The sequence below is a fragment of the Campylobacter sp. MIT 12-8780 genome, assembly GCF_006864535.1.
Lineage (GTDB): Bacteria > Campylobacterota > Campylobacteria > Campylobacterales > Campylobacteraceae > Campylobacter_D.
The window spans coordinates 39,580-60,161 of record NZ_QHLL01000009.1; the positions used below are offsets into that span (position 1 = coordinate 39,580).

Annotated in this window: 20 protein-coding genes; 13 read left to right on the plus strand and 7 right to left on the minus strand. The window is 35.6% G+C overall.

Annotated elements, in window-relative coordinates:
* The first annotated feature begins 84 nt into the window (after positions 1–84).
* From DMB95_RS07620 to DMB95_RS07635, 4 genes are read left to right on the plus strand one after another with little or no spacing between them, the layout of a single operon-like run.
* Positions 85–486 carry an Rrf2 family transcriptional regulator gene (locus DMB95_RS07620; protein ID WP_137633492.1) on the plus strand — a complete coding sequence of 134 codons (402 nt, stop codon included), beginning with the start codon at positions 85–87 and terminating at the stop codon, positions 484–486.
* Positions 487–2,637 (plus strand): flagellar biosynthesis protein FlhA, encoded by a 2,151-nt coding sequence (gene flhA, locus DMB95_RS07625; protein WP_142931573.1) that lies wholly within the window; start codon positions 487–489, stop codon positions 2,635–2,637.
* An 8-nt stretch (positions 2,638–2,645) separates the two neighbouring features.
* On the plus strand, positions 2,646–3,677 hold the full coding sequence (locus DMB95_RS07630) for a DHH family phosphoesterase (protein WP_142931574.1): 1,032 nt from the start codon (positions 2,646–2,648) through the stop codon (positions 3,675–3,677).
* 9 nt (positions 3,678–3,686) lie between these two features.
* Positions 3,687–3,908, plus strand: coding sequence for a hypothetical protein (locus tag DMB95_RS07635; RefSeq protein ID WP_142931575.1), 222 nt, complete (start codon positions 3,687–3,689; stop codon positions 3,906–3,908).
* On the opposite strand, the gene DMB95_RS09770 is transcribed toward DMB95_RS07635, so the two are convergent.
* Complete coding sequence (locus DMB95_RS09770) at positions 3,905–4,036, minus strand: hypothetical protein (protein ID WP_260604838.1); 132 nt, start codon at positions 4,034–4,036, stop codon at positions 3,905–3,907. The two genes, DMB95_RS07635 and DMB95_RS09770, sit on opposite strands and share 4 nt — an antisense overlap.
* Positions 4,037–4,301: 265 nt before the next feature.
* Here DMB95_RS09770 and grpE point away from each other — a divergent pair, with 265 nt between their 5' ends.
* The 3 genes from grpE to DMB95_RS07650 are packed head-to-tail and all read left to right on the plus strand — an operon-like array spanning position 4,302 to position 7,319.
* On the plus strand, positions 4,302–4,826 hold the full coding sequence (gene grpE / locus DMB95_RS07640; RefSeq protein ID WP_142931576.1) for a nucleotide exchange factor GrpE: 525 nt from the start codon (positions 4,302–4,304) through the stop codon (positions 4,824–4,826).
* A gap of 57 nt (positions 4,827–4,883) precedes the next feature.
* Positions 4,884–6,752: a molecular chaperone DnaK gene (gene dnaK / locus DMB95_RS07645; protein ID WP_137633487.1), complete on the plus strand. Its 1,869-nt coding sequence runs from the start codon at positions 4,884–4,886 to the stop codon at positions 6,750–6,752.
* A gap of 51 nt (positions 6,753–6,803) precedes the next feature.
* Positions 6,804–7,319, plus strand: a complete 516-nt coding sequence (locus DMB95_RS07650; protein WP_142931577.1) for a DNA-deoxyinosine glycosylase — start codon at positions 6,804–6,806, stop codon at positions 7,317–7,319.
* Here DMB95_RS07650 and DMB95_RS07655 read toward each other — a convergent pair.
* Positions 7,316–8,698 carry a sodium-dependent transporter gene (locus DMB95_RS07655; RefSeq protein ID WP_137633485.1) on the minus strand — a complete coding sequence of 461 codons (1,383 nt, stop codon included), beginning with the start codon at positions 8,696–8,698 and terminating at the stop codon, positions 7,316–7,318. The two genes, DMB95_RS07650 and DMB95_RS07655, sit on opposite strands and share 4 nt — an antisense overlap.
* A gap of 130 nt (positions 8,699–8,828) precedes the next feature.
* On the minus strand, positions 8,829–10,508 hold the full coding sequence (dsbD, locus tag DMB95_RS07660; RefSeq protein ID WP_142931578.1) for a protein-disulfide reductase DsbD: 1,680 nt from the start codon (positions 10,506–10,508) through the stop codon (positions 8,829–8,831).
* Positions 10,509–10,674: 166 nt separating this feature from the next.
* On the opposite strand from dsbD, the gene ppk2 reads away from it, so the two are divergent.
* Together ppk2 and DMB95_RS07670 are read left to right on the plus strand one after the other, a co-directional pair.
* Complete coding sequence (gene ppk2 / locus DMB95_RS07665; RefSeq protein WP_142931602.1) at positions 10,675–11,532, plus strand: polyphosphate kinase 2; 858 nt, start codon at positions 10,675–10,677, stop codon at positions 11,530–11,532.
* Positions 11,533–11,541: 9 nt separating this feature from the next.
* The gene (locus DMB95_RS07670; protein WP_142931579.1) at positions 11,542–12,732 is read left to right on the plus strand and encodes a M20 metallopeptidase family protein; all 1,191 of its coding nucleotides are present in this window, start codon (positions 11,542–11,544) and stop codon (positions 12,730–12,732) included.
* Positions 12,733–12,851: 119 nt separating this feature from the next.
* Here DMB95_RS07670 and DMB95_RS07675 read toward each other — a convergent pair whose 3' ends face one another.
* The 4 genes from DMB95_RS07675 to DMB95_RS07690 form a co-directional block, all read right to left on the minus strand.
* Positions 12,852–15,137 (minus strand): autotransporter outer membrane beta-barrel domain-containing protein, encoded by a 2,286-nt coding sequence (locus DMB95_RS07675; protein ID WP_142931580.1) that lies wholly within the window; start codon positions 15,135–15,137, stop codon positions 12,852–12,854.
* A gap of 241 nt (positions 15,138–15,378) precedes the next feature.
* Positions 15,379–15,996 carry a recombination mediator RecR gene (gene recR, locus DMB95_RS07680; RefSeq protein ID WP_137633619.1) on the minus strand — a complete coding sequence of 206 codons (618 nt, stop codon included), beginning with the start codon at positions 15,994–15,996 and terminating at the stop codon, positions 15,379–15,381.
* A complete protein-coding gene (locus DMB95_RS07685) occupies positions 15,938–17,182 on the minus strand; it encodes an ArsS family sensor histidine kinase (protein ID WP_142931581.1) in 1,245 nt (414 codons plus the stop codon). The genes recR and DMB95_RS07685 overlap by 59 nt, the downstream gene beginning before the upstream one ends.
* A complete protein-coding gene (locus DMB95_RS07690) occupies positions 17,179–17,850 on the minus strand; it encodes a response regulator transcription factor (protein ID WP_137633617.1) in 672 nt (223 codons plus the stop codon). The genes DMB95_RS07685 and DMB95_RS07690 overlap by 4 nt, the downstream gene beginning before the upstream one ends.
* A gap of 138 nt (positions 17,851–17,988) precedes the next feature.
* On the opposite strand from DMB95_RS07690, the gene dnaJ reads away from it, so the two are divergent.
* The 4 genes from dnaJ (at position 17,989) to apt (ending at position 20,580) form a co-directional block, all read left to right on the plus strand.
* Positions 17,989–19,101: a molecular chaperone DnaJ gene (dnaJ, locus tag DMB95_RS07695; protein ID WP_142931582.1), complete on the plus strand. Its 1,113-nt coding sequence runs from the start codon at positions 17,989–17,991 to the stop codon at positions 19,099–19,101.
* Positions 19,102–19,268: 167 nt separating this feature from the next.
* Positions 19,269–19,712 carry a ribose 5-phosphate isomerase B gene (gene rpiB, locus DMB95_RS07700; RefSeq protein WP_142931583.1) on the plus strand — a complete coding sequence of 148 codons (444 nt, stop codon included), beginning with the start codon at positions 19,269–19,271 and terminating at the stop codon, positions 19,710–19,712.
* On the plus strand, positions 19,703–20,035 hold the full coding sequence (locus DMB95_RS07705) for a hypothetical protein (RefSeq protein ID WP_137633614.1): 333 nt from the start codon (positions 19,703–19,705) through the stop codon (positions 20,033–20,035). Before rpiB ends, DMB95_RS07705 begins: the two co-directional genes overlap by 10 nt.
* On the plus strand, positions 20,032–20,580 hold the full coding sequence (apt, locus tag DMB95_RS07710) for an adenine phosphoribosyltransferase (protein WP_142931584.1): 549 nt from the start codon (positions 20,032–20,034) through the stop codon (positions 20,578–20,580). Before DMB95_RS07705 ends, apt begins: the two co-directional genes overlap by 4 nt.
* Positions 20,581–20,582 lie beyond the last annotated feature (2 nt).

Sequence of the window (20,582 nt, forward strand, 5' to 3'; positions counted from 1 at the left end):
AGGATTAAATTTTGTCAAAAAGGGCGAAAATTAAGAAAAAATTGCTATAATAGAGCCATTTTATTTTATTTTTAAAGGAAACTTATGCTTTTTACTAGGGCTAGTGAGTATGCTTTACTTGCTTTGATTTATATCTGTGATAAAGATAAACCCCAAGATGTTGAGACTATGGCTTTTGAGCTTGATATTTCAAGAAGCTTTTTGGCTAAGATTTTACAAGGACTTGCAAAAGACGGCTTGCTTCACTCTTATAAGGGCGCAAAGGGCGGTTTTACTTTGGTAAAAAAGCCTGAGGAATACACGCTTAAAGAGATAGTTGATAGCGCAGAGAAAAAACAAGTCAGCGTTTTTGAATGCTCTCAAGGCGTATGCCCTACCCAAAAAGGCGATAAATGCTATATGCTTCCGGTTTTAAAAGACTTGCAAGAGAAGATGAATGAGCATTTAAATTCAGTAAGCCTAGCTGATATCATCAAAAAGTCATAAATGGCAAAAAGAAAAATCATCGATCTTGTTGTCCCTTACTTAGGACCTTTAATAGCACCTGTTGTCAAAGCAAAGTCTTTGACGATAGTTGGTTTTATCGTTTGTATATTAGCCATTATCATTGTGCCTTTGCCAGCTCCTGTGCTGGATTTTTTTTTGGCGCTTAGCATTGCTATTTCAGTTTTAATCATACTCATTTCTATCTATATAGCAAAGCCCACTGATTTAACGACTTTTCCAACGCTTATCCTTATCATCACACTTTTTCGTTTGGCTTTAAATATCGCCACAACGCGTATGATTTTAAGTGAGGGACAAAATGGGCCAGCCCAAGTAAGTGAGATTATCGCGTCTTTTGGCGAATTCGTGGTTGGGGGAAATTATGTTATCGGTATTATCGTTTTTACTATCTTAGTTTTGATTAATTTTATGGTTGTTACTAAGGGTAGCACGAGAGTTTCTGAGGTGCAAGCGCGTTTTACGCTTGATGCGATGCCCGGAAAGCAAATGGCAATTGATGCGGATTTAAATGCAGGACTCATTGATGAGCAAACCGCAAGAACAAGAAGACAAGAGATCATTTCAGAAGCGAATTTTTACGGAGCTATGGATGGTTCGAGCAAATTCATCAAAGGCGATGCAGTTGCTGGGATCATCATCACTATAGTCAATCTCATAGGTGGCTTTTTAATCGGCTATTTTCAACACGATATGCCTTTGGCTGATTGTGCGGCGACTTATACTATACTTACTATAGGTGATGGGCTAGTCTCTCAAATTCCTGGACTCATCACTTCAACAGCTACAGCTATCATCATCACACGCGCAAGTAAAGATGAAGATAATTTTGCAGAGGGCTCTTTAAATCAGCTCTTAAGCGAATACAGAACGCTTTTGATAGTAGGCTTTATCCTTTTTATCTTTGCTTTGGTGCCGGGTTTGCCAACTTTATCTTTGGGCTTTATGGCTTTGGTATTTTTAGCGCTTGGCTATTTGACAAAGCAAGTCAAAGAAGGAAAAATTCAAGTCGTAGATACGAAAAAAGTTAAAGCTGAAGAGAAAGCAAAAGCTGCTGCTCCTGTGAAAAAAAGCGAGGAAGAGATCGTCAAAGAAGAAGAACACCGCATAGGCGATATACTCAAGCTTGAAATTTTAGAGCTTGAGCTTGGATATGGGCTTATCCGCCTTGCAGAAAGCGAGCTTACTGAACGAATTCGTTCTATGCGTCGCTCAATCGCTCAAACTTTGGGCTTTTTAATGCCAAAAATTCGCATTCGTGATAATCTTGCTTTAAAGCCAAATGAATATAATTTTAAGCTTAAAGGTGTGGTGATTGCTAGTGCTGAAGTGTATCCTGATAAATACTTAGCTATGGATAGTGGCTTTATCACTGAAGAGGTTGAAGGAATTGCGACTAAAGAGCCAGCTTTTAACTCGGATGCGCTTTGGATAGATGCGAGCTTAAAAGATGAAGCAACGCTAAATGGTTACATCGTCATCGATCCAGCAAGCGTGATTTCAACGCATATGAGTGAGCTTATTAAAGCACATGCGAGCGAACTGCTTACGCGTCAAGAAGTGCAAGGACTTATTGATAAAATGCAAAAAGATTATCCTGTCATCGTTGAGGATTGTTTGAAAGTCGCAAGCGTGGGTATGATACAAAAAGTGCTTAAAGACTTGTTGCGTTATCAAATTCCTATCAAAGACTTGCTGACTATTTTCGAGGCTTTAACTGATATTGCTGAGGTAAGCAAAAGCTTTGATCTTATCATCGAGCATGTGCGCGCTTCTTTAGCAAGGGTAATTACAAATATGTATTTAGATGAAAAAGGCGTTTTAAGCATTTATATGCTTGATTCTGCAAGTTCAGCAAAGCTTATAGAAAGCTTGCAGTTTAAAGATGGTACTTATCATTTGATGATTAATGTTGCCCAAACTGGAGCATTAATCGACGCGTTAAGAAAAGAAGTCGAGCAAAGTGCAAAAACAAGAGTTAAGCCTTTTGTGCTTTGTGTTGAGCCTCAACTAAGAAAAGATATAGCTAAGCTTTGTAAGGATATGAATATCAATGTCGTTGTCTTAAGCTTTGGTGAAATTGCTGAAAATACAAATTTTGAAACCGAAGGCGTTATCAAGGTAGAATTATAGGAGAAATAATGAGATTATACCATCTTTCACATACGGATTTAGACGGCTATGCATGCCAGTTTGTTACTCATTTTTATTTTAAGGATTGTGTGTTTTATAATTCAAATTATGGCAAGGAGATCAGTGATAATTTTTATGCGATTTTAAGTGAGATTAATGCAAGCTTAGAGCAAGATAGCAACGCAAAAAGTATGGTTTTAATCAGTGATTTGAATTTAACTCTAGCACAATGTGAAGAATTTCAAGACGCCTTGAAAGACAAAAATGCAAAGCTTATTTTGCTTGATCATCATCAAAGTGGACTTGAGTGTATGAAAGAATTTGCTTGGTATGTGATGGATGAAAAGAGAAGTGCAAGTCAGATTGTGTATGATTTTTTTACCCGAATTTGCATGCCAAATGAGTCTTTAAAACGTTTTGTGAGCGTGGTTAATGCCATAGATATTTGGCTTAAAGATGAAAAAGACTTTGAGCTTGGCAAGGTGTTTTTAAGTATGATTGCTACAGCTAAGGAGCTAAACCGCGTTATGTTTAGGGAGCAAAACACCGAATATATGTTTTTTTTGCTGAGTAAAGCCAAAACTTTTATCGATAAAGATCAAGCTCATATCGCCCTTGAAGACGCTCTTCACTTTCTTAAAAAGGAGTATTTTAGAAAAGATAAAAATGATACTTTAATCAATCTTATTTGTGCTTTTGTTGTCGAACTTTTAAGCAAGAAAAAGGAAGAATTTTGCATTTATTATGAAAATCACAAGGGCATACTTACTTCAAATATAGGCAATACCTCAGTTATAGGCAATGATTTTTTGGTAAAAAATCCAGATTTTGACTTTTTTATCGATGTAAGTTCTAAAAAAACTTTGAGTTTTAGGGCAAATGGCAAGGTTGATGTAAGCATAATGGCAAAAAAACTTGTTGGCGGAGGAGGGCATAAAAACGCAAGTGGAGGGCTTTTTGCAGCTTTTAAAGAGAGTGTAAATTATGCGTTGATTAAGGCTCAAATTCAAGATTTAATCATCTCAAAAACTCAAATTTAAGGAAAAATAATGAAACAAGAAGAAATTGAAGCGTTGCAATATGAGCTTAATGTAGTCTTAGAAGCTTTGCTTATAACAGCTGGAGTAAAAAGAAGTAAGCTTGATGAAGCTGTGCAAAATTACATAGAATGCATTGACAAAATCGAAGAAGATGATGATAAAGAAGGGGTTGATGAAGTTTTAGAAGCGATAGAATACCTCAAAACTCATCACCAAGAGCTTTTTAACTAAGATTTTTTAAAGAAAAATTTTTTTATTTTAAGCCAAAGCTCTGTCAAACTTAGCTTTTTTACCTGTCCCAAAGAGCTAAAAACACAAGAGTCAAGGTCTTTTTTTTCTTGAACACTTAAATTTTTCATATCCAAACCTTTTCAAAATATATTGCATAGGCAAAATTATATCATAAAACTTTTTATTTGTATCCAAAAATAATGATAAATCTTACTTTCTATTATATATTAGTCTATATTGCTAATATATATTTAGTTATATAGACTAAAGTTTATTAAATAATTTTTTTTAATTTTTTGTAAAAAATACTTGACATTAATACACTCAATGTTGTATAATACCTTTAAATTTAAAACTAAATATCGCCTAAACAAGCGGTAAAAAGGAGGCGTAGTGAAAGAACAAGAACACTTAGATCAAGAACAAAATCTTGAAACTTCAAACGAGGCTGAGAATTTAGCTAGCGATGAGCAAAACGAACTTGAAAGCTTAAAGGCTGAAAATGCTGAGTTAAAAGATAGGTATTTAAGAGCTAATGCTGAATTTGAAAATATCAAAAAAAGAATGGAAAAAGAAAAAGCTTCAGCTCTAGCTTATGCAAATGAAGGCTTTGCAAAGGATTTACTTGATGTGATCGATGCCTTAGAAGCAGCAAGTAGCGTTGAGGCCAAAGATGAAGTGAGTGAGAAAATCAAAGAAGGAGTGAAAAATACTTTAGATTTATTTCTTAAAAAGCTTGAAAAGCACGGTATCAAGCAAATTGAAGCTCTAAGTGAGTTTGATCCAAATTTACATGAGGCTATGTTTCATCAAGAAAGTAGCGATCATAAAAGTGGAGCCATCATACAAGTGCTTCAAAAAGGCTATCAAATAGGCGATAGAATTGTCCGCCCAGCTAAAGTAAGTGTGGCAAAATAAGGTGTATCTGTAAAGATACGAGTTATGGATTTTAAAAATTTAAAAAAAGGATAAACAATGGCAAAAGTTATAGGAATAGACTTAGGAACAACAAATTCTTGTGTAGCTGTCTTTGAAAGAGGCGAAAGCAAGGTGATCCCAAACAAAGAAGGTAAAAACACAACCCCTTCAGTAGTAGCTTTTACTGATAAGGGCGAGGTTTTAGTAGGTGATAGTGCAAAGCGTCAAGCTGTAACAAACCCTGAAAAAACCATTTATTCTATAAAAAGGATTATGGGGCTTATGTTTAATGAGGATAAGGCTAAGGAAGCTGAAAAACGCCTACCTTATCACATAGTCGATAGGAACGGAGCTTGTGCAGTTGAAATCGCTGGCAAGGTTTATACTCCTCAAGAAATTTCAGCTAAGGTTTTAATGAAGCTTAAAGAAGACGCTGAAGCTTTTTTGGGCGAACAAGTTGTTGATGCGGTAATCACCGTGCCAGCGTATTTTAACGACGCTCAAAGAAAGGCGACAAAAGAAGCTGGAACCATAGCCGGACTTAATGTCTTAAGAATCATCAACGAGCCAACTTCGGCTGCGCTTGCGTATGGGCTTGATAAAAAAGAAAGCGAAAAGATAGTTGTCTATGATCTAGGTGGGGGAACCTTTGATGTTACCGTGCTTGAAACAGGTGATAATGTCGTAGAAGTACTTTCAACCGGAGGGGACGCTTTCTTAGGAGGCGATGATTTTGATAATAAGCTTATAGATTTTTTAGCAAGTGAGTTTAAAAACGAACAAGGTATAGACTTAAAAAATGATGTTATGGCTTTACAAAGACTTAAAGAAGCCGCTGAAACAGCCAAAAAAGAACTCAGCTCAGCCACTGAAACAGAGGTAAATTTACCTTTCATCACAGCTGATGCAAGCGGTCCAAAACACCTTGTGAAAAAAATCACTCGTGCTAAATTTGAAAGCATGATAGAAAGCCTTGTGGGCGAGACTATCTCAAAGATTAACGAAGTCGTAAAAGATGCTGGCTTAAACAAAGATGAAGTCAAAGAAATCGTTATGGTAGGTGGTTCAACTCGTGTGCCTTTGGTGCAAGAAGAAGTGAAAAAAGCCTTTAATAAAGAGCTTAATAAAAGCGTAAATCCTGATGAGGTTGTAGCTATTGGTGCAGCTATTCAAGGTGCTGTGATAAAAGGTGATGTTAAAGATGTGCTTTTACTTGATGTAACTCCGCTATCTTTGGGTATTGAAACCTTAGGTGGAGTGATGACTAAGATCATAGAAAAAGGCACAACCATACCAACTAAAAAAGAACAAACCTTCTCAACAGCTGAAGACAATCAAAGTGCGGTTACTATCAATGTCTTACAAGGCGAGAGAGAATTTAGCCGCGATAATAAATCCTTAGGAAATTTCAACCTTGAAGGCATTCCACCAGCTCCAAGAGGTATGCCACAAATTGAAGTAAGCTTTGATATAGACGCTAATGGTATTTTAACTGTTTCAGCAAAAGACAAGGCTACAGGCAAGGCTCAAGAGATCAAAATCACAGGCTCAAGTGGTTTAAGTGAAGAAGAGATCGAAAAAATGGTAAAAGACGCCGAGCTTCACAAAGAAGAGGATAAAAAACGCAAAGAAGCTGTAGAAGCTAGAAATCAAGCCGAAGCTTTAGTGCATCAAGTCGAAAAATCTCTAAGCGAACTTGGCGAAAAGATAAGTGAAGAGGATAAAACAAATATCACTAAGGCTTTGGATGAGCTTAAAGAACTGCTTAAAAATGAAAATGCAAGCAAAGAAGAAATAGAAGAAAAGGTTAAAAACCTAAGCGCTGTTTCTCACAAACTTGCTGAAAGTATGTATAAAAAAGATGATACTGCAGGCAATGACAAAAAGAAAAAAGATGATGATGTTATTGATGCTGAAGTAGAATGATTTTAAAGAGTGAGGCTTTAAGCCTTGCTCTTTAATTGCAAGAAAAATAAAATGCTTTTATACCACCCCTTTGAGCCATTTTTTGATGAAAACTCAAGGATTTTAATACTTGGCAGTTTTCCTTCACTTAAATCAAGAGAATTAGGCTTTTACTATCAAAATAAAAACAATCGCTTTTATCAAATTTTAGAGCTTCTTTTTAACTTAGCTCCTAAAAGCTTAACTAAGCAAGAAAGTCAAAAAGCTTTTTTAAAAGCTTATAAAATAGCTCTTTGGGATATTTTTAAAAGCTGTGATATAACAAAGTCAAAAGATGAGAGTATAAATTTAAAAGATATAAATACCAAAGCAAACGATTTAAGCTTTGTGCTTGAAAAAGCCCCTATAAAAGCAGTTTTTACTACAGGCAAAATCGCTCACAAAGGCTTTTGTCATTTTTATGCAAATTTCAAGCAAAATTATCCTAGCGTGTTTTATCATACTTTGCCTTCAAGCTCAAGTGCAAATGCTCGTTTTAGCTTAGAAAAACTCGTTGATGAGTATAAACTCATCAAAGCCTATCTTTAGCCTACTATACCAAAATAAAAAATCAAAGCGATGATACAAGGGACGATGAATTTGACATAATAATACCAAATTCTAATAAAAGTCTTTGCCCTTGAACCACTTTGAAGCTCCTTAATCGCCTCATCTTTCATCACCCAGCCCACATAGATACAACATAAAAAAGCCGTTAAAACAAATAAGATATTGCCACTTACAAAATCAAAGCTATCAAAGATATTTTTGCCCTTTATCAGCACTACATCGCGCCAAGGTCCATAAGTCAGTATGCAAGGGATATTTCCAAGCACGAAAATTCCACCCAAAGTAAGATTAATGGCTGTTTTTTTACTGAACTTAAATTTTTCCTCTAAAACACTAATGATAACTTGATATATAGGCAAAGAAGTCGTGAGTGCAGCGATTAAAAGCAGGATAAAAAATAAAGCACATATAAAGGTGCCAAATTTTACATAAGAAAAGGCTATGGGAAGAGTTTCAAACACAAGTGAAGGACCTTTATCTGGGCTAAGCCCTACGCTAAAGAGCACCGGAAAGATCATAAAGCCAGCTAAAACAGCAATAAGCGTGTTTAAAATACCGGTGTAAGTGGCTGTTTTGATGAGATTTTCATCTTTTTTAAGATGAGATGAAAGCGTGATCATTACGCCAAAACCAAGAGAAAGCGCAAAAAATACTTGTCCTAAAACATCGATGAAAAGTTTTGCTGAAGCCTTATCAAAGGCTAAAATTTTACTAAAGTCAGGCTTTAAATAATACTCAACGCCCTTAAATGCGCCATCTAAGCTTAAATTTCTAATGATAACAACAAGCAAGCAGATGAAAAGTAAAGGCATAAGAAGCTTGACTGATTTTTCTATGCCATCGATAATACCTTTGCGTAAAATGAAAAAATTTATCAAAACAAAAATGCTCGTAAAAATGCCGATAAAAAGCGGATTATACTCTATATTTTGTTCATAAAATGAAGCGGCGTATTCTTTGGTGATAGGGCTTGAAAGATCAAAATTCCCAAATAAAAGATGGAAAATATACACCAGCACAAAGCCCCCAAGCACCATATAATACGCCATGATCCCAAAGCTTCCCAAAAGCCCCATATACCCAACGCCCTGCCAAGTCTTACTCACACTTTTATCTTTTGTGATTTTACCACCAAAAGCATCAACGCTGTTCGTATGGGCTTTTCGTCCTATAACATTTTCAACTAAGATCACAGGAATGCCTATAAAAATCATTGCAAGGCAAAAAACCAGCACAAAAGCCGCTCCGCCATTTTCACCCACAAGATAAGGAAAACGCCAAGTTGCCCCAAAGCCAATCGTCGCTCCAGCAACGGTAAGTATATAAGTAAGCGTGTTGCTCCAAGTTTGTCTTTGCATAATTCATCCTTAAAAACGAAGCTTGCGTAAATTTTGAAAAAATATCATTATAGCAGTATTTTGCTTGAAAATAAAAGAAAATTTGCAATTTCTTTTATTTTCACGCTTTTTGATAGGCTCAGTTTAAATTTCAAAGCGAATTTAAAAACTCATCAGCTCCCACAAAGCCGATGATTTGCTCTTTTTTTACACCATCTTTAAAGATAAACATAACAGGTGGGGCAAAAACTTCAAATTTTTTCATTATTTTAAGTTCTTCATCATCACCCTTGCTAATGTCGATTTTAAGCAAGCTGTAGTTTTGTAAAAGCTCTTGCACTTTTTTATCTGAAAAAGTAAAAGCATCTAAAAGCTTGCAGTTTTCACACCAAGAAGCTGTAAAATACAGCAAAATCGGCTTTTTACTTTGCTGTAGTTTTGCTTCAAGCTCCTTAAGAGTGCTAATATTTTCAAACTCAAGTGAGTTTAAATTTTGTGAATTTGAGGCATTTGAGTTGAGATGAAAAGGATTTAAAAGGCTTTTTCCGCCAAATAATCCTCCTAAAAATAAGCTCAAACTATAGGCTAAAACAAGTATTAAAAGAGCCTTTTTAGCCTTTGCGTAGTTTGAATTAAGCCCATCAAAAATTCCCATAAAACTTACAAAAAACACCCCAAGCACCCCAAAAGCAATGAGTATATAAGGCATAGCTAAAAAGCGAGAGCAGATCCAAATCGCCATAGCAAGCATTAAAAAACCAAAAAAGATATTTACCCTTTGCATCCATGCCCCAGCCTTTAAAAACCCAAGTCCAAGCCCTACAAATAAAAGCGGAACGCCCATACCAAAACTCAAAACAAAAAGAGAAGCCCCGCCAAGCACTATATCAGCACTTTTTGCGATATAAAGCAAAGCAGCAGCCAAAGGTGCAGCCACGCAAGGTCCTATGATAAGAGCTGATAAAAAGCCCATACTTGCAAGGCTAAGCACACCTTTTGTTTTTGAGCTTTGTTTTTTGATGATGAAATTTTGTATCTTGCTTGGCATTTGAAGATGAAATACCCCAAAACAAGCAAGAGCTAAAAGCACAAAAATAAAGGCAAAAAAGCTAAGCACTAAAGGATGTTGTAAAAAGCCTTGCACGCTTGCACCAACTAAAGCCGTAACAATGCCAGCTAAAGCATAAGCTAAAGACATAAAAAACACAAAGATAAAAGAAAGCCAAAAGGCTCGTTTTTTACTTGGTGTTTGCGTGCTTTTTGCAAGTATGAGCGATGAAAGTATGGGGATCATCGGCAGGGTGCAAGGAGTAAGAGAAAGTAAAAGTCCATATCCAAAAAAGCTTAACAAGGTAAGAAAAAAGCCATCTTTGTTGAATTCATTTCGCTTTTTCATCTTTTTTGTATCTGCAAGTTCGCTAAGCTTATAACTGCCTTGATCTTGCTTTAGTGTAAAACTTTTTTTCAAAGGGCGATAGCAAAACCCAGCTTCAGCACAGCCTTGATATGAAAGTTCTAGCAAAGCCTCGTTTTTGTTAGCAAGCTCTTTTTTGAGTAAAATTTGTGGGATAAAAAGCTCTACATTCGCATAATATCTTTGTTCGTTGTTTTTTTCAATACTTGCAGGCAGGTTAAGCAAAGCAGTGATGTCTTTATCATCAAGTTTGATTTTCAGTTCTTTTTGATACAAATAAATCGTATCAGCGATATCAAAATCAAAATAAACCCCTACTTCATCAGCATAAGAACGGAGTTTAAATGCTTCATTTGGTTGTAAAAATTCAGCCCAGCTTAGATTTAAAAAAAGGAAAAATATCAGAAAAATACGCATTAAGTTCTCATTTATATCTTGTTTTATTTTTAATTATAGTTTGTTATGGTAAATTTAAAAGAATATTTTTCAAGGAGATTTGCCTATGACATCACCAAAACCCCAGTCAAAAAATGCTAAACACTTGGCACAAAAAGATGAGTTAAAATCCCCAAAAAAACTTGATATGCCAAAAGATCAAAAAGTTCAAGATGATACAAAAGATGAGTATGTAAGTATAAAGGTTAAAAAAAGCACCCTTAAATACGAAAAGGAGCTTAAAGCCTTGCAAATTGAGCTTTTGAAATTTCAAAATTTCGTTAAAGATAAAGGCTTAAAGGTTTTAATCCTCACAGAAGGACGCGACGCAGCAGGTAAGGGAGGCTCGATCAAGCGTCTTACAGAGCATTTAAATCCAAGAGGTTGTAGAGTCGTTGCTCTTGAAAAGCCAAGTGATGTAGAAAGGACGCAGTGGTATTTTCAACGTTATGTTTCACATTTGCCAGCAGCTGGAGAGATCGTGATTTTTGATAGAAGCTGGTATAATAGAGCTGGAGTTGAGCCGGTAATGGGTTTTTGCACCCCAGCTGAGCATAAGCATTTTTTAAGAGAAGTGCCTTTGTTTGAGGAAATGCTTGTTAATAGTGGTATTATTTTGTTTAAATTTTATTTTTCAGTGTCTAAAGAAGAGCAAAAAAAACGTTTTGATAGTCGCAGAAAAGACCCTTTAAAGCAGTATAAACTCTCTTCAGTAGATGAAAAATCCCAGCAACTTTGGGATAAATACACCGTCGCAAAATACTCAATGCTTCTTGCTTCAAACACACCAAAAAGCCCTTGGACTATCATAGGTTCAGACAATAAGAAAAAAGCAAGATTAAATGTCTTTAGAACCATACTCAATAAAGTTGATTATACCGGCAAAAGCAAGGATATAAAGCCTGTAGATCAAGACTTAGTGCGAAGCGGAGAAGATGAAATTCGCAAAATGGAAGCTAATCTCAACAGAAGCGATGAAAAATTTGAAAAACTTGATCAAAAATAAGGAAAATATATGTTTTTAAAAGTGCAAAAACTCAGCGAAAAATACTACCCACAAATCGCAAATTTAAGAGAACATTTTCATCAATTCCCAGAGCTTAGCTTTGAGGAGTTTCAAACCTCGCAAAAAGTCTGTGAAGTGCTTGAAAATGCGGGCATATCATATAAAAAAGGCATAGCAAAAACCGGAGTTTTGGCTGAAATTTATGGCACAAAAAAAAGTGATGAAAAACCAAAATGCGTGCTTTTAAGAGGTGATATGGACGCTTTGCCAGTGCATGAAGAAAGTGGGGTAAGCTTTGCTTCAAAGATAGCTGGTAAGATGCACGCTTGCGGACATGACGGGCATACTGCTGGACTTTTAGGCACAGCACTTATCTTAAATGAGCTTAAAGATGAATTTAGCGGTTGTGTGAAATTTATGTTTCAGCCAGCTGAGGAAAATTATGGTGGTGCAAAGCCTATGATAGAAGAGGGCGTGCTTGAAAATCCATATGTTGATGCTGTGTTTGGTTGTCATTTGTGGGGTTTAATGCAAGAAAACACAGCCCAAATCATCACTGGGGCGATGATGGCTGGGGTAGATAGCTTTGATCTTAAATTTATAGGCAGAGGCGGGCATGGAGCTCATCCGCATACAACTATAGACGCGGTTTTAATGGCGGCTCGTTTTGTTACTAATATTCAAAGCATTGTTTCAAGACGTTTAAAGCCGGTAAGCGCTGGAGTGATTAGCATTGGAAGCGTGCAAGCTGGAAGTTCTTATAATATCATCGCTCAAGAAGCCTTTTTAAAAGGCACGGTGCGTTTTTTAGATGATGAAAGCCAAGCGATCTTGCAAAAGGGTATTGAAGATGTGGCTAAGGCTGTGGCTTTAGAATTTGGCGGAGAGTATGAGCTTGATTATCACAGAGAATATCCGCCTTTGATTAATGATGAATTTGGTGCAAAAATCGCTCAAAAAGCTTTCTTGCAAGTCTTAGGCGAAAAAAATATCATCACAAAGGCTGAAGCTGATATGGGAGCTGAGGACTTTGCTTTTTTAACGCGTGCTAGAAAAGGGGCTTATGTTTTTGTAGGCATAGCTAAGGATAAAAACAAACCTGTATTGCACCACAGCCCAAATTTTGCTTGGGAAAATGAAAATTTAAAGGTGCTTATGCAAGGTGAGGCGATGATGGCTTTGGAGTTTTTAAATTCATAAAATCAAGCCCCATCATCATAAACGATCAAACAAGGCTTGCGTGAAAGAGTAAAAGTTAAGTCAAATAAAGCTTAAAACACAAAGCTTAAACAAGGTAAGGACAAGCCTTACCTTAATCTTTAAAACCTATATCTAAGTTCTAAATTCCCACTCATATAAGTTTCATTCTTTTTATCAACCTTACCAGCTACAATTTGTTTTCCAGCAAAAGAAGCTGTAGCAGCAAAATTATCAGTGAAATTCATACTAGCGCCTAAGATAAGCTGAGCATAAGTTTTAAGCTTATCATCACTTTGTATGTTAAAGCCTGTATTTGAACCTATAAAGCTAGCACTAAAATCATCACTTTGATTATATACAAATTGTTCTATCTTTGGTGTAGTATAAAAATAAGCAAATTCATTAAAATACTTTCTAAATTCAGCACCAAGTTCAAGGCTTATAGAGTTATTGTTTGCACTTTTTACATTTTTAGCTAAACCACCTTGTTCGGTATATTCTGGAGTATGAGTAAGATAATAATTTGTGCCTACAAAAGGTTTGATAAAAAGTGTATCTTCACTTAAAGCAAAGTTTTTACCAAGATTAGCATTTATCCCTGCACTTAAACGAGCATACTCACTCGTTGAGTTTGAAATTCCTGCTAGGCTATAAAAGCTTTCTTGCTCTGTTGGTGCAACACCAAGATAAGCTTTTAAACCAAGTTCAAGATCATTACTAAAAGCTATTGATGAGTAGGTTCCTACTTGAAAATTGCTTGATTTTTGTTCTAAGCTTTTATCTTTTAAAGTCGCTTTTGCAAAACTTGCATAAAAACCAAGTATGGCATTATCTTTGATCTTTTTATCTACCCCTAAAGATAAACCATACACTCCACCACTTTTAGAATCTATGATATTTACCCCACCAAATACATTTGCCCAACGACTTTGAGTCAAGTCATTTAAACCATAATCAAGTCTTACATCGCTACTTCCACTAGCAAAATAAGCCTTACTTAGTTTTTTAGCATAGGCTAAATTTGCAAAAGGATTATTAAGACTTGCTAGTCTTGAACCTATAGCCATATCATTGCTTAGATTCATTGTAGAGCTTACTGATGATGAGGCTGAATTTGCATTGGCTTGGGAGGTGGCGTTTGAGTTGAGATCATTAACAACTCGTTTTAAAGTCGCTCCATTATCAGCTATACTTGCTAAGATGACTTTAGAAACGATATCATTGCTTAAAGCTGAACTGCCTAGACTATCAAAGAGCGTGTTTGCTAAGGCTCTTTCATCTTGAGAGATGTTTGCCATTGTTTCAATTAAAACAGAACTTGAATTTGCATTGTTTGGATTTTGAGTTGTATCGACTTTATTTTTTAATTCTTCTGCTTGTTGTTTGGCTTGGGTAATTTTGCTTTTTAGTGCTGTGTCGCTTGTGTTGTTGTTAAGCTTATCTAGTTTGTCAATGATACTTTGATACATTTCTTTTTTAAGCCCAAACAAGGCATTTAAGTCTTTAACCTTATCAGTTGCTCCACCATTAGCAAGTAAGGATTTGCCATCATTTGATAAAGAAAGGGTATATTGTGTAAAACCTGAGCTATTTAAATTTATTTCCCCTACAGCTTCATATTCTAAGTCTGGATCAACTTGTCCAGTAGCCAAGCTAGGAAAAGCTAAAAGAATACCTCTTACTTGGTTGCTTGTTGTTATATCGTTATTGAATTTAGTATCAGTTCGTATAAGTTCATAGTTGTTTGCTGTGAAGTTATTTACATCCTGATAGCTTAAGTCAAAAAATGAATTTTTAATATTTACATCACCATTTACCTTTATCAAACCACCTTGAAGTTCTCTATCAGCATACCAAATTCCAGCATTATTTATAGTTAGCTTGCCTGTTATATTTAACCTTCCAGCTCCTCCATCATAACCATTTACCATAAAAATCGAGCCATTTTTTCGCCAATCATCAGTTGGATTTAAAGTAGAGCCACTATTAATCACAACATCGCCTCTTAAATTTGAGTTTCTCTTGACTTGAAGTTCTGCGTATTGTTTTATGTTAATAGTAGTTGCGCTTAAATCATAATCCTCAACATTTTCACACCCTAAACAAAAATTTGCGTAATCATCAGTTGGAGGAGTCGTATTTCCTAAATTTATACTCGTAACTTTTTTATCAGCTGGAACAATGATTTTATTTGCACCTTCAAAACTACTATCAGACGCAAAGTCTATAGTTGTATCAGTGCCAGTGTAGCTGTATTCACCTGTTCCTGTTTGTGTTTGTGTAAAATTTGAACTAAAATCACTAGCATTGTTTATACTTACCGCACCTAAATTTGAACTTCCTAAAACAGCCAAAGCTGCTATACTTAAACAAAGTTTCTTACTCTGCACCTTTTTTAACTTCATAGTGTCTCCTTAAAGAAAAATTAAAATATCCATAAAATACTACCCCCCCCCCCCCTGAAAAAATGCTTAAATTTAATGTTTTTTTAAGAAAAACTTGAATTTGAGGAGGAAATTTTAAGTGATGATGGAAATTTTTAGATTAAAAATGAAGTTGGGTTTTTATAAATTTTTGTAGATTATTTGGCTTTTTTGGGTTTGTTTTTAAAAATAGTAAAACTTGCCTTTGCTTAATTTTTGCTTATCACTCTTTGATCTTAGTTCGAAATGCCATAGCCTTATGCAAAGAGATAAAATCCACATTTTCAAGGCTCACGCCGCTTGGTATGCCTTGGGCAATTTTTGAGAAATGAAGATGAAAGTCTTTGAGTTTTTCCTCGATAAAAAAGATCAAAGCGTCTGAATTTATAGTGTGTGTGAGAGCAAAAATCAGTTCTTTGCAAGCATTTTCACTGATGAAATTTCTAAGCTTTAGCACAAGTTCATCACTGATCTCATCAAAGATAAAATAAAGCCCATCAAAACTTCCGCTTTCTTCAAGTATAAGTATATCTTTAGCACTTTGCACCACACAAAGTAAGTTTTTATCGCGGTTTTCATCACTGCAAATTTCGCAAAGCTCATTTTCACTGAGGTTGCCACATTTTTGGCAGGGTTTGATAAAGCGGACTGCATTTTCTATATTGTGGGCAAGTTTTAGAGCAAGAGTGTGATTTTCAAGGAGCGTATAAGCAAGTCTTAGGGCTGTTTTTTTGCCTATACTTGGGAGGTTTGCAAAACTTTGCACGAGTTCGTTGAATTTTTCACTGCTGTTGTGTGGCACTATTTTTTTCCTGATTGATTTGAAATTGATGAAAGCCATTTATGTATGCGTAACCAAGACTAAAATTATGCATCATACAAATTCTTTCGATGATATACAGCCCAAGCCCCATACCCTCGCTTTTGTTATCCTTATCTCTTGTAAAGGCTTTGAAGTATTCTTGAATACTTTGTTTTAAAGGGGCTGCTTTGTTTTTAATCACGAAATGATCTTTATAGCATTCTACTATACAACTTTCATCATCTGAATGCTTCATCGCATTATCAATAAGGTTTTTAATCACCAAAGGAAAAATTTCAATATCGGCTTTAAAAATAGCGTCTTCAAAAAGCTTTACTTGCACTCTTTGTTCAAAGTCATCTCGCATAAGAAAAATTTTTGCTTCTTTTAAAAGCTCTGAAAAATGGTAGTTTTTAAATTGTAAATTATAATTTTTTGAAAGCAGGCTTTCTACTTTTGCAAATTCATTAATGAGTGAATTTAAGCGTTCAAAAATCGCTATTAAACGTCCTTTTTGCTTGTTTTCTTCTATCATTTCAGCGATAATTCTTCCCTTGCCTATGGGTGTTTTTATCTCGTGCATTATAGTGCGTAAGAAAAGCTGTCTTGACTCTATGAGTTGGTGATTTTTATTCATAGTGTTGTAAAACTCAGTAGCGATTTTGCCTATCTCATTGTTTTGATAACCTTGAGGCGAAAAGCTCTTACCACTTGCCGTTTGGGCAACTTCAAGGCGAAGTTTTGTAAGGGGTTTTAAAGAGTTAATGATAGAAATATATAAAAAAGTCGTTAAAGCCAAAGAAAGCAAAAAGCCCAAAAAGATAAATTTAAAAGAGGTATTTTCTTTGTTTGATTCTAGGATTAAATCGTGATCTTCATTTTGCACCTGTAAAAAAAGCTGATTGTTGTAAGAAATGGAAGTAAAAACCCCAAAATTTGTAGCAACTTTAAAAATTTCACTGCCTTTACTTTTGATCTTATTTGAGAGTCTTTCGCCTTTAACGATACTAAAACTATTGCTTAGCAGGTAGTTTAGCAAATCTATATTTGAGTTTGCGTTGTAATTGCTTGTGAGCGATTTGATAACATTTTGTTGTCTTAGGCTTTGATTTTCATGGTGTATATCCATCTCAAGAATGATAGAAAGGGCAAATAAAGCACAAACGAGCAAAAAAACAACGATAAATAAAACACTAACTTTAGTGCGAATAGAATACGATCTCATCCTATGAGTTTATACCCTATGCCCCTTACCGAAAAAATATGCTTTGGTGTCTTTGAGCTATCATTAATCTTTGTTCTTAAACGTCCGATGATGACATCAAGACTTTTTGAGTCTTTGTCTTTGAGGCTTTTGCAGTGTTGCACGAGCTGTTCTCTTGAAACTGAAAAACCATGCTGGCGGATAAGATAATCAAGGATTTCATACTCAGCTGGAGTAAGGGTTAAAACATTGCCATTATATGAAATTTCATGTTTTCTTTCATCAACTCTAAAGCTTGAATTTATAGTTTGATTGCCATGATCGCTTTGTTTTTTAGAGCGACGAATAAGACTCATAATCCTTGCATACATTTCTTTTGGATCATAAGGCTTTGGCAGATAATCATCAGCCCCGATTTGCAAGCCAACGACTTTATCGCTGATATCTCCACGAGCTGAAGAGATGATGATGGGAATATCGCTTTTTTGTCTGATCTCGCGGCACACCTCAAGTCCATCAATACCAGGCAGGGTAAGATCTAAGATCAAGCAATCGTAATTTTTAATGCTCGAGCTAAGCCCAAGATATGGGTCTTCATAGTTGGTAACTTTGATGTTAAATTGCGCAAGGTATTCAGAAAGCAAGGTAGCAAAATCTGGATCATCTTCTATCATCAAGACACTAATCATTCCTCTTCCTCCATGCTTTTGTAATGAAAAATAAATTTTTGATGCAGCTATTATAACAAAGATTAAATAATAATTATAAAAAATTTGGTAAAATACTTTTTTTAAAATTTATAACGAAACAAAATAAAGGAAAAATAAGTGGAAATAAGTTATTATGAACTTCTTGAAATTTCGCGTGATGCTGACAAAGAAACGATAAAAAAAGCCTATAGAAAACTTGCATTAAAATACCACCCAGATAGAAATCAAGGCGATAGCGACTCAGAACAGAAATTCAAACTTATCAATGAAGCTTATGAAATTTTAAGCGATGAGAAGAAAAGGGCTTTGTATGATCGCTATGGAAAAGAAGGCGTGAAAGGTAGCTCTGGAGGTGGTTTTGGTTTTGAGGATTTTGATTTGGGCGATATTTTCTCAAGCTTTTTTGGAGGTGGCTTTAGCAGAGGTTCAAAACAAAAAGCAAATCCAGAAAACAAATACAGCCAAAACGCCAAAACTCAAATTCAAATCAGCTTTAAAGAAGCGGTATTTGGTTGTAAAAAAACGCTTCATTTTCATTATAAAAGTTTTTGTAAAACTTGTGATGGGAGCGGTTCAAAAGACGGAGCTTTGCAAACTTGCCCAACATGCAATGGTAAAGGGCAAGTTGGTTCTACGCGAGGTTTTATGACTTTTGTGCAAACTTGTTCAGCGTGTAATGGCATGGGGCAGATCATCAAAGAAAAATGCCCAGATTGTAAAGGTGCTGGCTTTAACGAACTTGAGGAAAAAACCGAGCTTGAAATTCCAGAGGGTATTGATAATGGTATGATTTTGCGGGTGCAAGGCAAGGGAAATATCCTTAAAAATGGCACTAGAGGGGATTTGCATATCGTTGTTTTGGTTGAAGAAGATGCTAATTTTATCAGAGATAATCTTGATATTTATATCGAATTTCCGGTATTTTTCACTCAAGCTGCTTTAGGACAAAAGATCAAAATCCCTACTATAAGGGGCTCTGCTTTTTTAGAACTTCCTGTTGGAGCAAAGGACAAGGATCATTTTGTGCTTGAAAATGAGGGCGTAAAAGATATACACAGCAATAAAATAGGCAGGCAGATCGTGCAAATTGCCGTGCAGTTTCCAAGCAAGTTGAGTGAAGAGCAAAGAACTTTGCTTGAGGAGCTTAACAAAAGTTTTGGCGTAAGTGAAGACGGACTGCATCAAGAACAAAAAGGCTTTTTTGACAAACTTGCTTCGTGGTTTAAATAAACTTTGTGCTGATGAAAGCGAACAAAATCAAGGCACAAGAAACTCAAATCAGTAAAATTACACACAAAAAATGGTTGTTTTCATAACTTTATTGTGTTATAATCATACTTTTAAAATTCACAAGAGCTGTTTTTGTCTTTTGTGGGGGTTTATTTTCTAGGAAAAAAATGCTAAAAAAACACCTTTATATCGCAAGCGATCATGCGGGTTTTGAGCTAAAAAAAGCTCTTTGTGCTTTCTTTGAGGAACAAAAATTTGATTTTGATGATCTTGGAACATACGATGAAACGAGCTGTGATTATCCAGATTATGCACATTTACTTGCTTCAAAGATCGATGAAAACAGCTTTGGCATACTTATTTGTGGTTCAGGTATTGGTATGAGTATAGCCGCAAACAAACACAAATATATCCGTTGCGCTTTGTGTAATGACTTAACAGCTGCTAGGCTTGCTAGAGAGCATAACAATGCAAATGTTCTCGCACTTGGGGCGCGTTTTGTGAGCGTTGATCGTGCAAAAGAGATCATAAAAGAATTTCTAAATACTGAATTTGAAGGTGGCAGACATACTCAAAGAGTGCAGAAAATCGAGGAAAAAAAATGTTGTTAGATTGGCTTGTTTTAACCTTATTGATTTGTTTGTGTTTATATCTTACTGTTATGCTTTTGTATTACAAAACCTTGCTAAGCAAAGAAAAAATTTCAAAAGATTTTATCAAAAACAACCTTGATGACACTGAAATCGTCATTCGCAAGCTTCAAATTCAGCTTCAAAGAAGCTTAGGAAATATAGACATTTTAACCGAAGAGCTCAATAAAATCAAAAGCGATTTAACCTCGCTTCGAACGAGGAATTCCCAGTATAGATTAGAAAATGACAAGCTCAGGCAAAGGATTAAAGAGCTTGAAGCAAAAATAGAGGCATTATTATGACAAAACTTACCCAACAAGAGCAAGAATTTCTTGCTTCAAAGATCAGAACCATTGCGGATTATCCTAAAAAAGGCATACTTTTTAGAGATATTACCACCTTGCTTAACAACAAAGACGCTTTGTTTTTCTTGCTCGATCATTTAGAAGCTCGTTATAAAGACAAGGAGCTTGATTTTATCGCCGGCACTGAAAGCAGGGGCTTTATCTTCGCGGCTTTACTTTGCGCAAAGCTTAATTTACCCTTTGTGCCTCTTAGAAAACCGGGCAAACTTCCTTACAAAACCTTTAGCTGCGAATACGCTCTTGAATACGGACATGACAGCATAGAAATTCATCAAGATGCTTTTGGCGAGGTAAAAGATGCTAGAGTGCTTTTGGTTGATGATCTTATAGCTACAGGAGGCACAGCTCTTGCTTCTTATGAGCTGATAAAAAAGGCTAAGGCTCAATGTGTCGAGGCTTGTTTTTTAATCAACCTTGTTTCACTTGGTGGAGCAAAAAAGCTTGAGGATTTTACTTCAGTGTATAGTGTTTTGGAGTTTTAAGC

Excerpts from the sequence above, each read along its gene's own strand:
- DMB95_RS07635 (WP_142931575.1), top strand. The coding sequence starts at position 3,687 with ATGAAACAAGAAGAAATTGAAGCGTTGCAATATGAGCTTAATGTAGTC.
- DMB95_RS07620 (WP_137633492.1), top strand. The coding sequence starts at position 85 with ATGCTTTTTACTAGGGCTAGTGAGTATGCTTTACTTGCTTTGATTTAT.
- DMB95_RS07675 (WP_142931580.1), bottom strand. The coding sequence starts at position 15,137 with ATGAAGTTAAAAAAGGTGCAGAGTAAGAAACTTTGTTTAAGTATAGCA.
- apt (WP_142931584.1), top strand. The coding sequence starts at position 20,032 with ATGACAAAACTTACCCAACAAGAGCAAGAATTTCTTGCTTCAAAGATC.
- DMB95_RS09770 (WP_260604838.1), bottom strand. The coding sequence starts at position 4,036 with ATGAAAAATTTAAGTGTTCAAGAAAAAAAAGACCTTGACTCTTGTGTT.
- recR (WP_137633619.1), bottom strand. The coding sequence starts at position 15,996 with ATGGCTTTCATCAATTTCAAATCAATCAGGAAAAAAATAGTGCCACAC.
- DMB95_RS07690 (WP_137633617.1), bottom strand. The coding sequence starts at position 17,850 with ATGATTAGTGTCTTGATGATAGAAGATGATCCAGATTTTGCTACCTTG.
- DMB95_RS07650 (WP_142931577.1), top strand. The coding sequence starts at position 6,804 with ATGCTTTTATACCACCCCTTTGAGCCATTTTTTGATGAAAACTCAAGG.
- ppk2 (WP_142931602.1), top strand. The coding sequence starts at position 10,675 with ATGCCAAAAGATCAAAAAGTTCAAGATGATACAAAAGATGAGTATGTA.
- rpiB (WP_142931583.1), top strand. The coding sequence starts at position 19,269 with ATGCTAAAAAAACACCTTTATATCGCAAGCGATCATGCGGGTTTTGAG.
- DMB95_RS07655 (WP_137633485.1), bottom strand. The coding sequence starts at position 8,698 with ATGCAAAGACAAACTTGGAGCAACACGCTTACTTATATACTTACCGTT.
- dnaK (WP_137633487.1), top strand. The coding sequence starts at position 4,884 with ATGGCAAAAGTTATAGGAATAGACTTAGGAACAACAAATTCTTGTGTA.
- DMB95_RS07630 (WP_142931574.1), top strand. The coding sequence starts at position 2,646 with ATGAGATTATACCATCTTTCACATACGGATTTAGACGGCTATGCATGC.
- DMB95_RS07670 (WP_142931579.1), top strand. The coding sequence starts at position 11,542 with ATGTTTTTAAAAGTGCAAAAACTCAGCGAAAAATACTACCCACAAATC.
- DMB95_RS07685 (WP_142931581.1), bottom strand. The coding sequence starts at position 17,182 with ATGAGATCGTATTCTATTCGCACTAAAGTTAGTGTTTTATTTATCGTT.
- flhA (WP_142931573.1), top strand. The coding sequence starts at position 487 with ATGGCAAAAAGAAAAATCATCGATCTTGTTGTCCCTTACTTAGGACCT.
- DMB95_RS07705 (WP_137633614.1), top strand. The coding sequence starts at position 19,703 with ATGTTGTTAGATTGGCTTGTTTTAACCTTATTGATTTGTTTGTGTTTA.
- dsbD (WP_142931578.1), bottom strand. The coding sequence starts at position 10,508 with ATGCGTATTTTTCTGATATTTTTCCTTTTTTTAAATCTAAGCTGGGCT.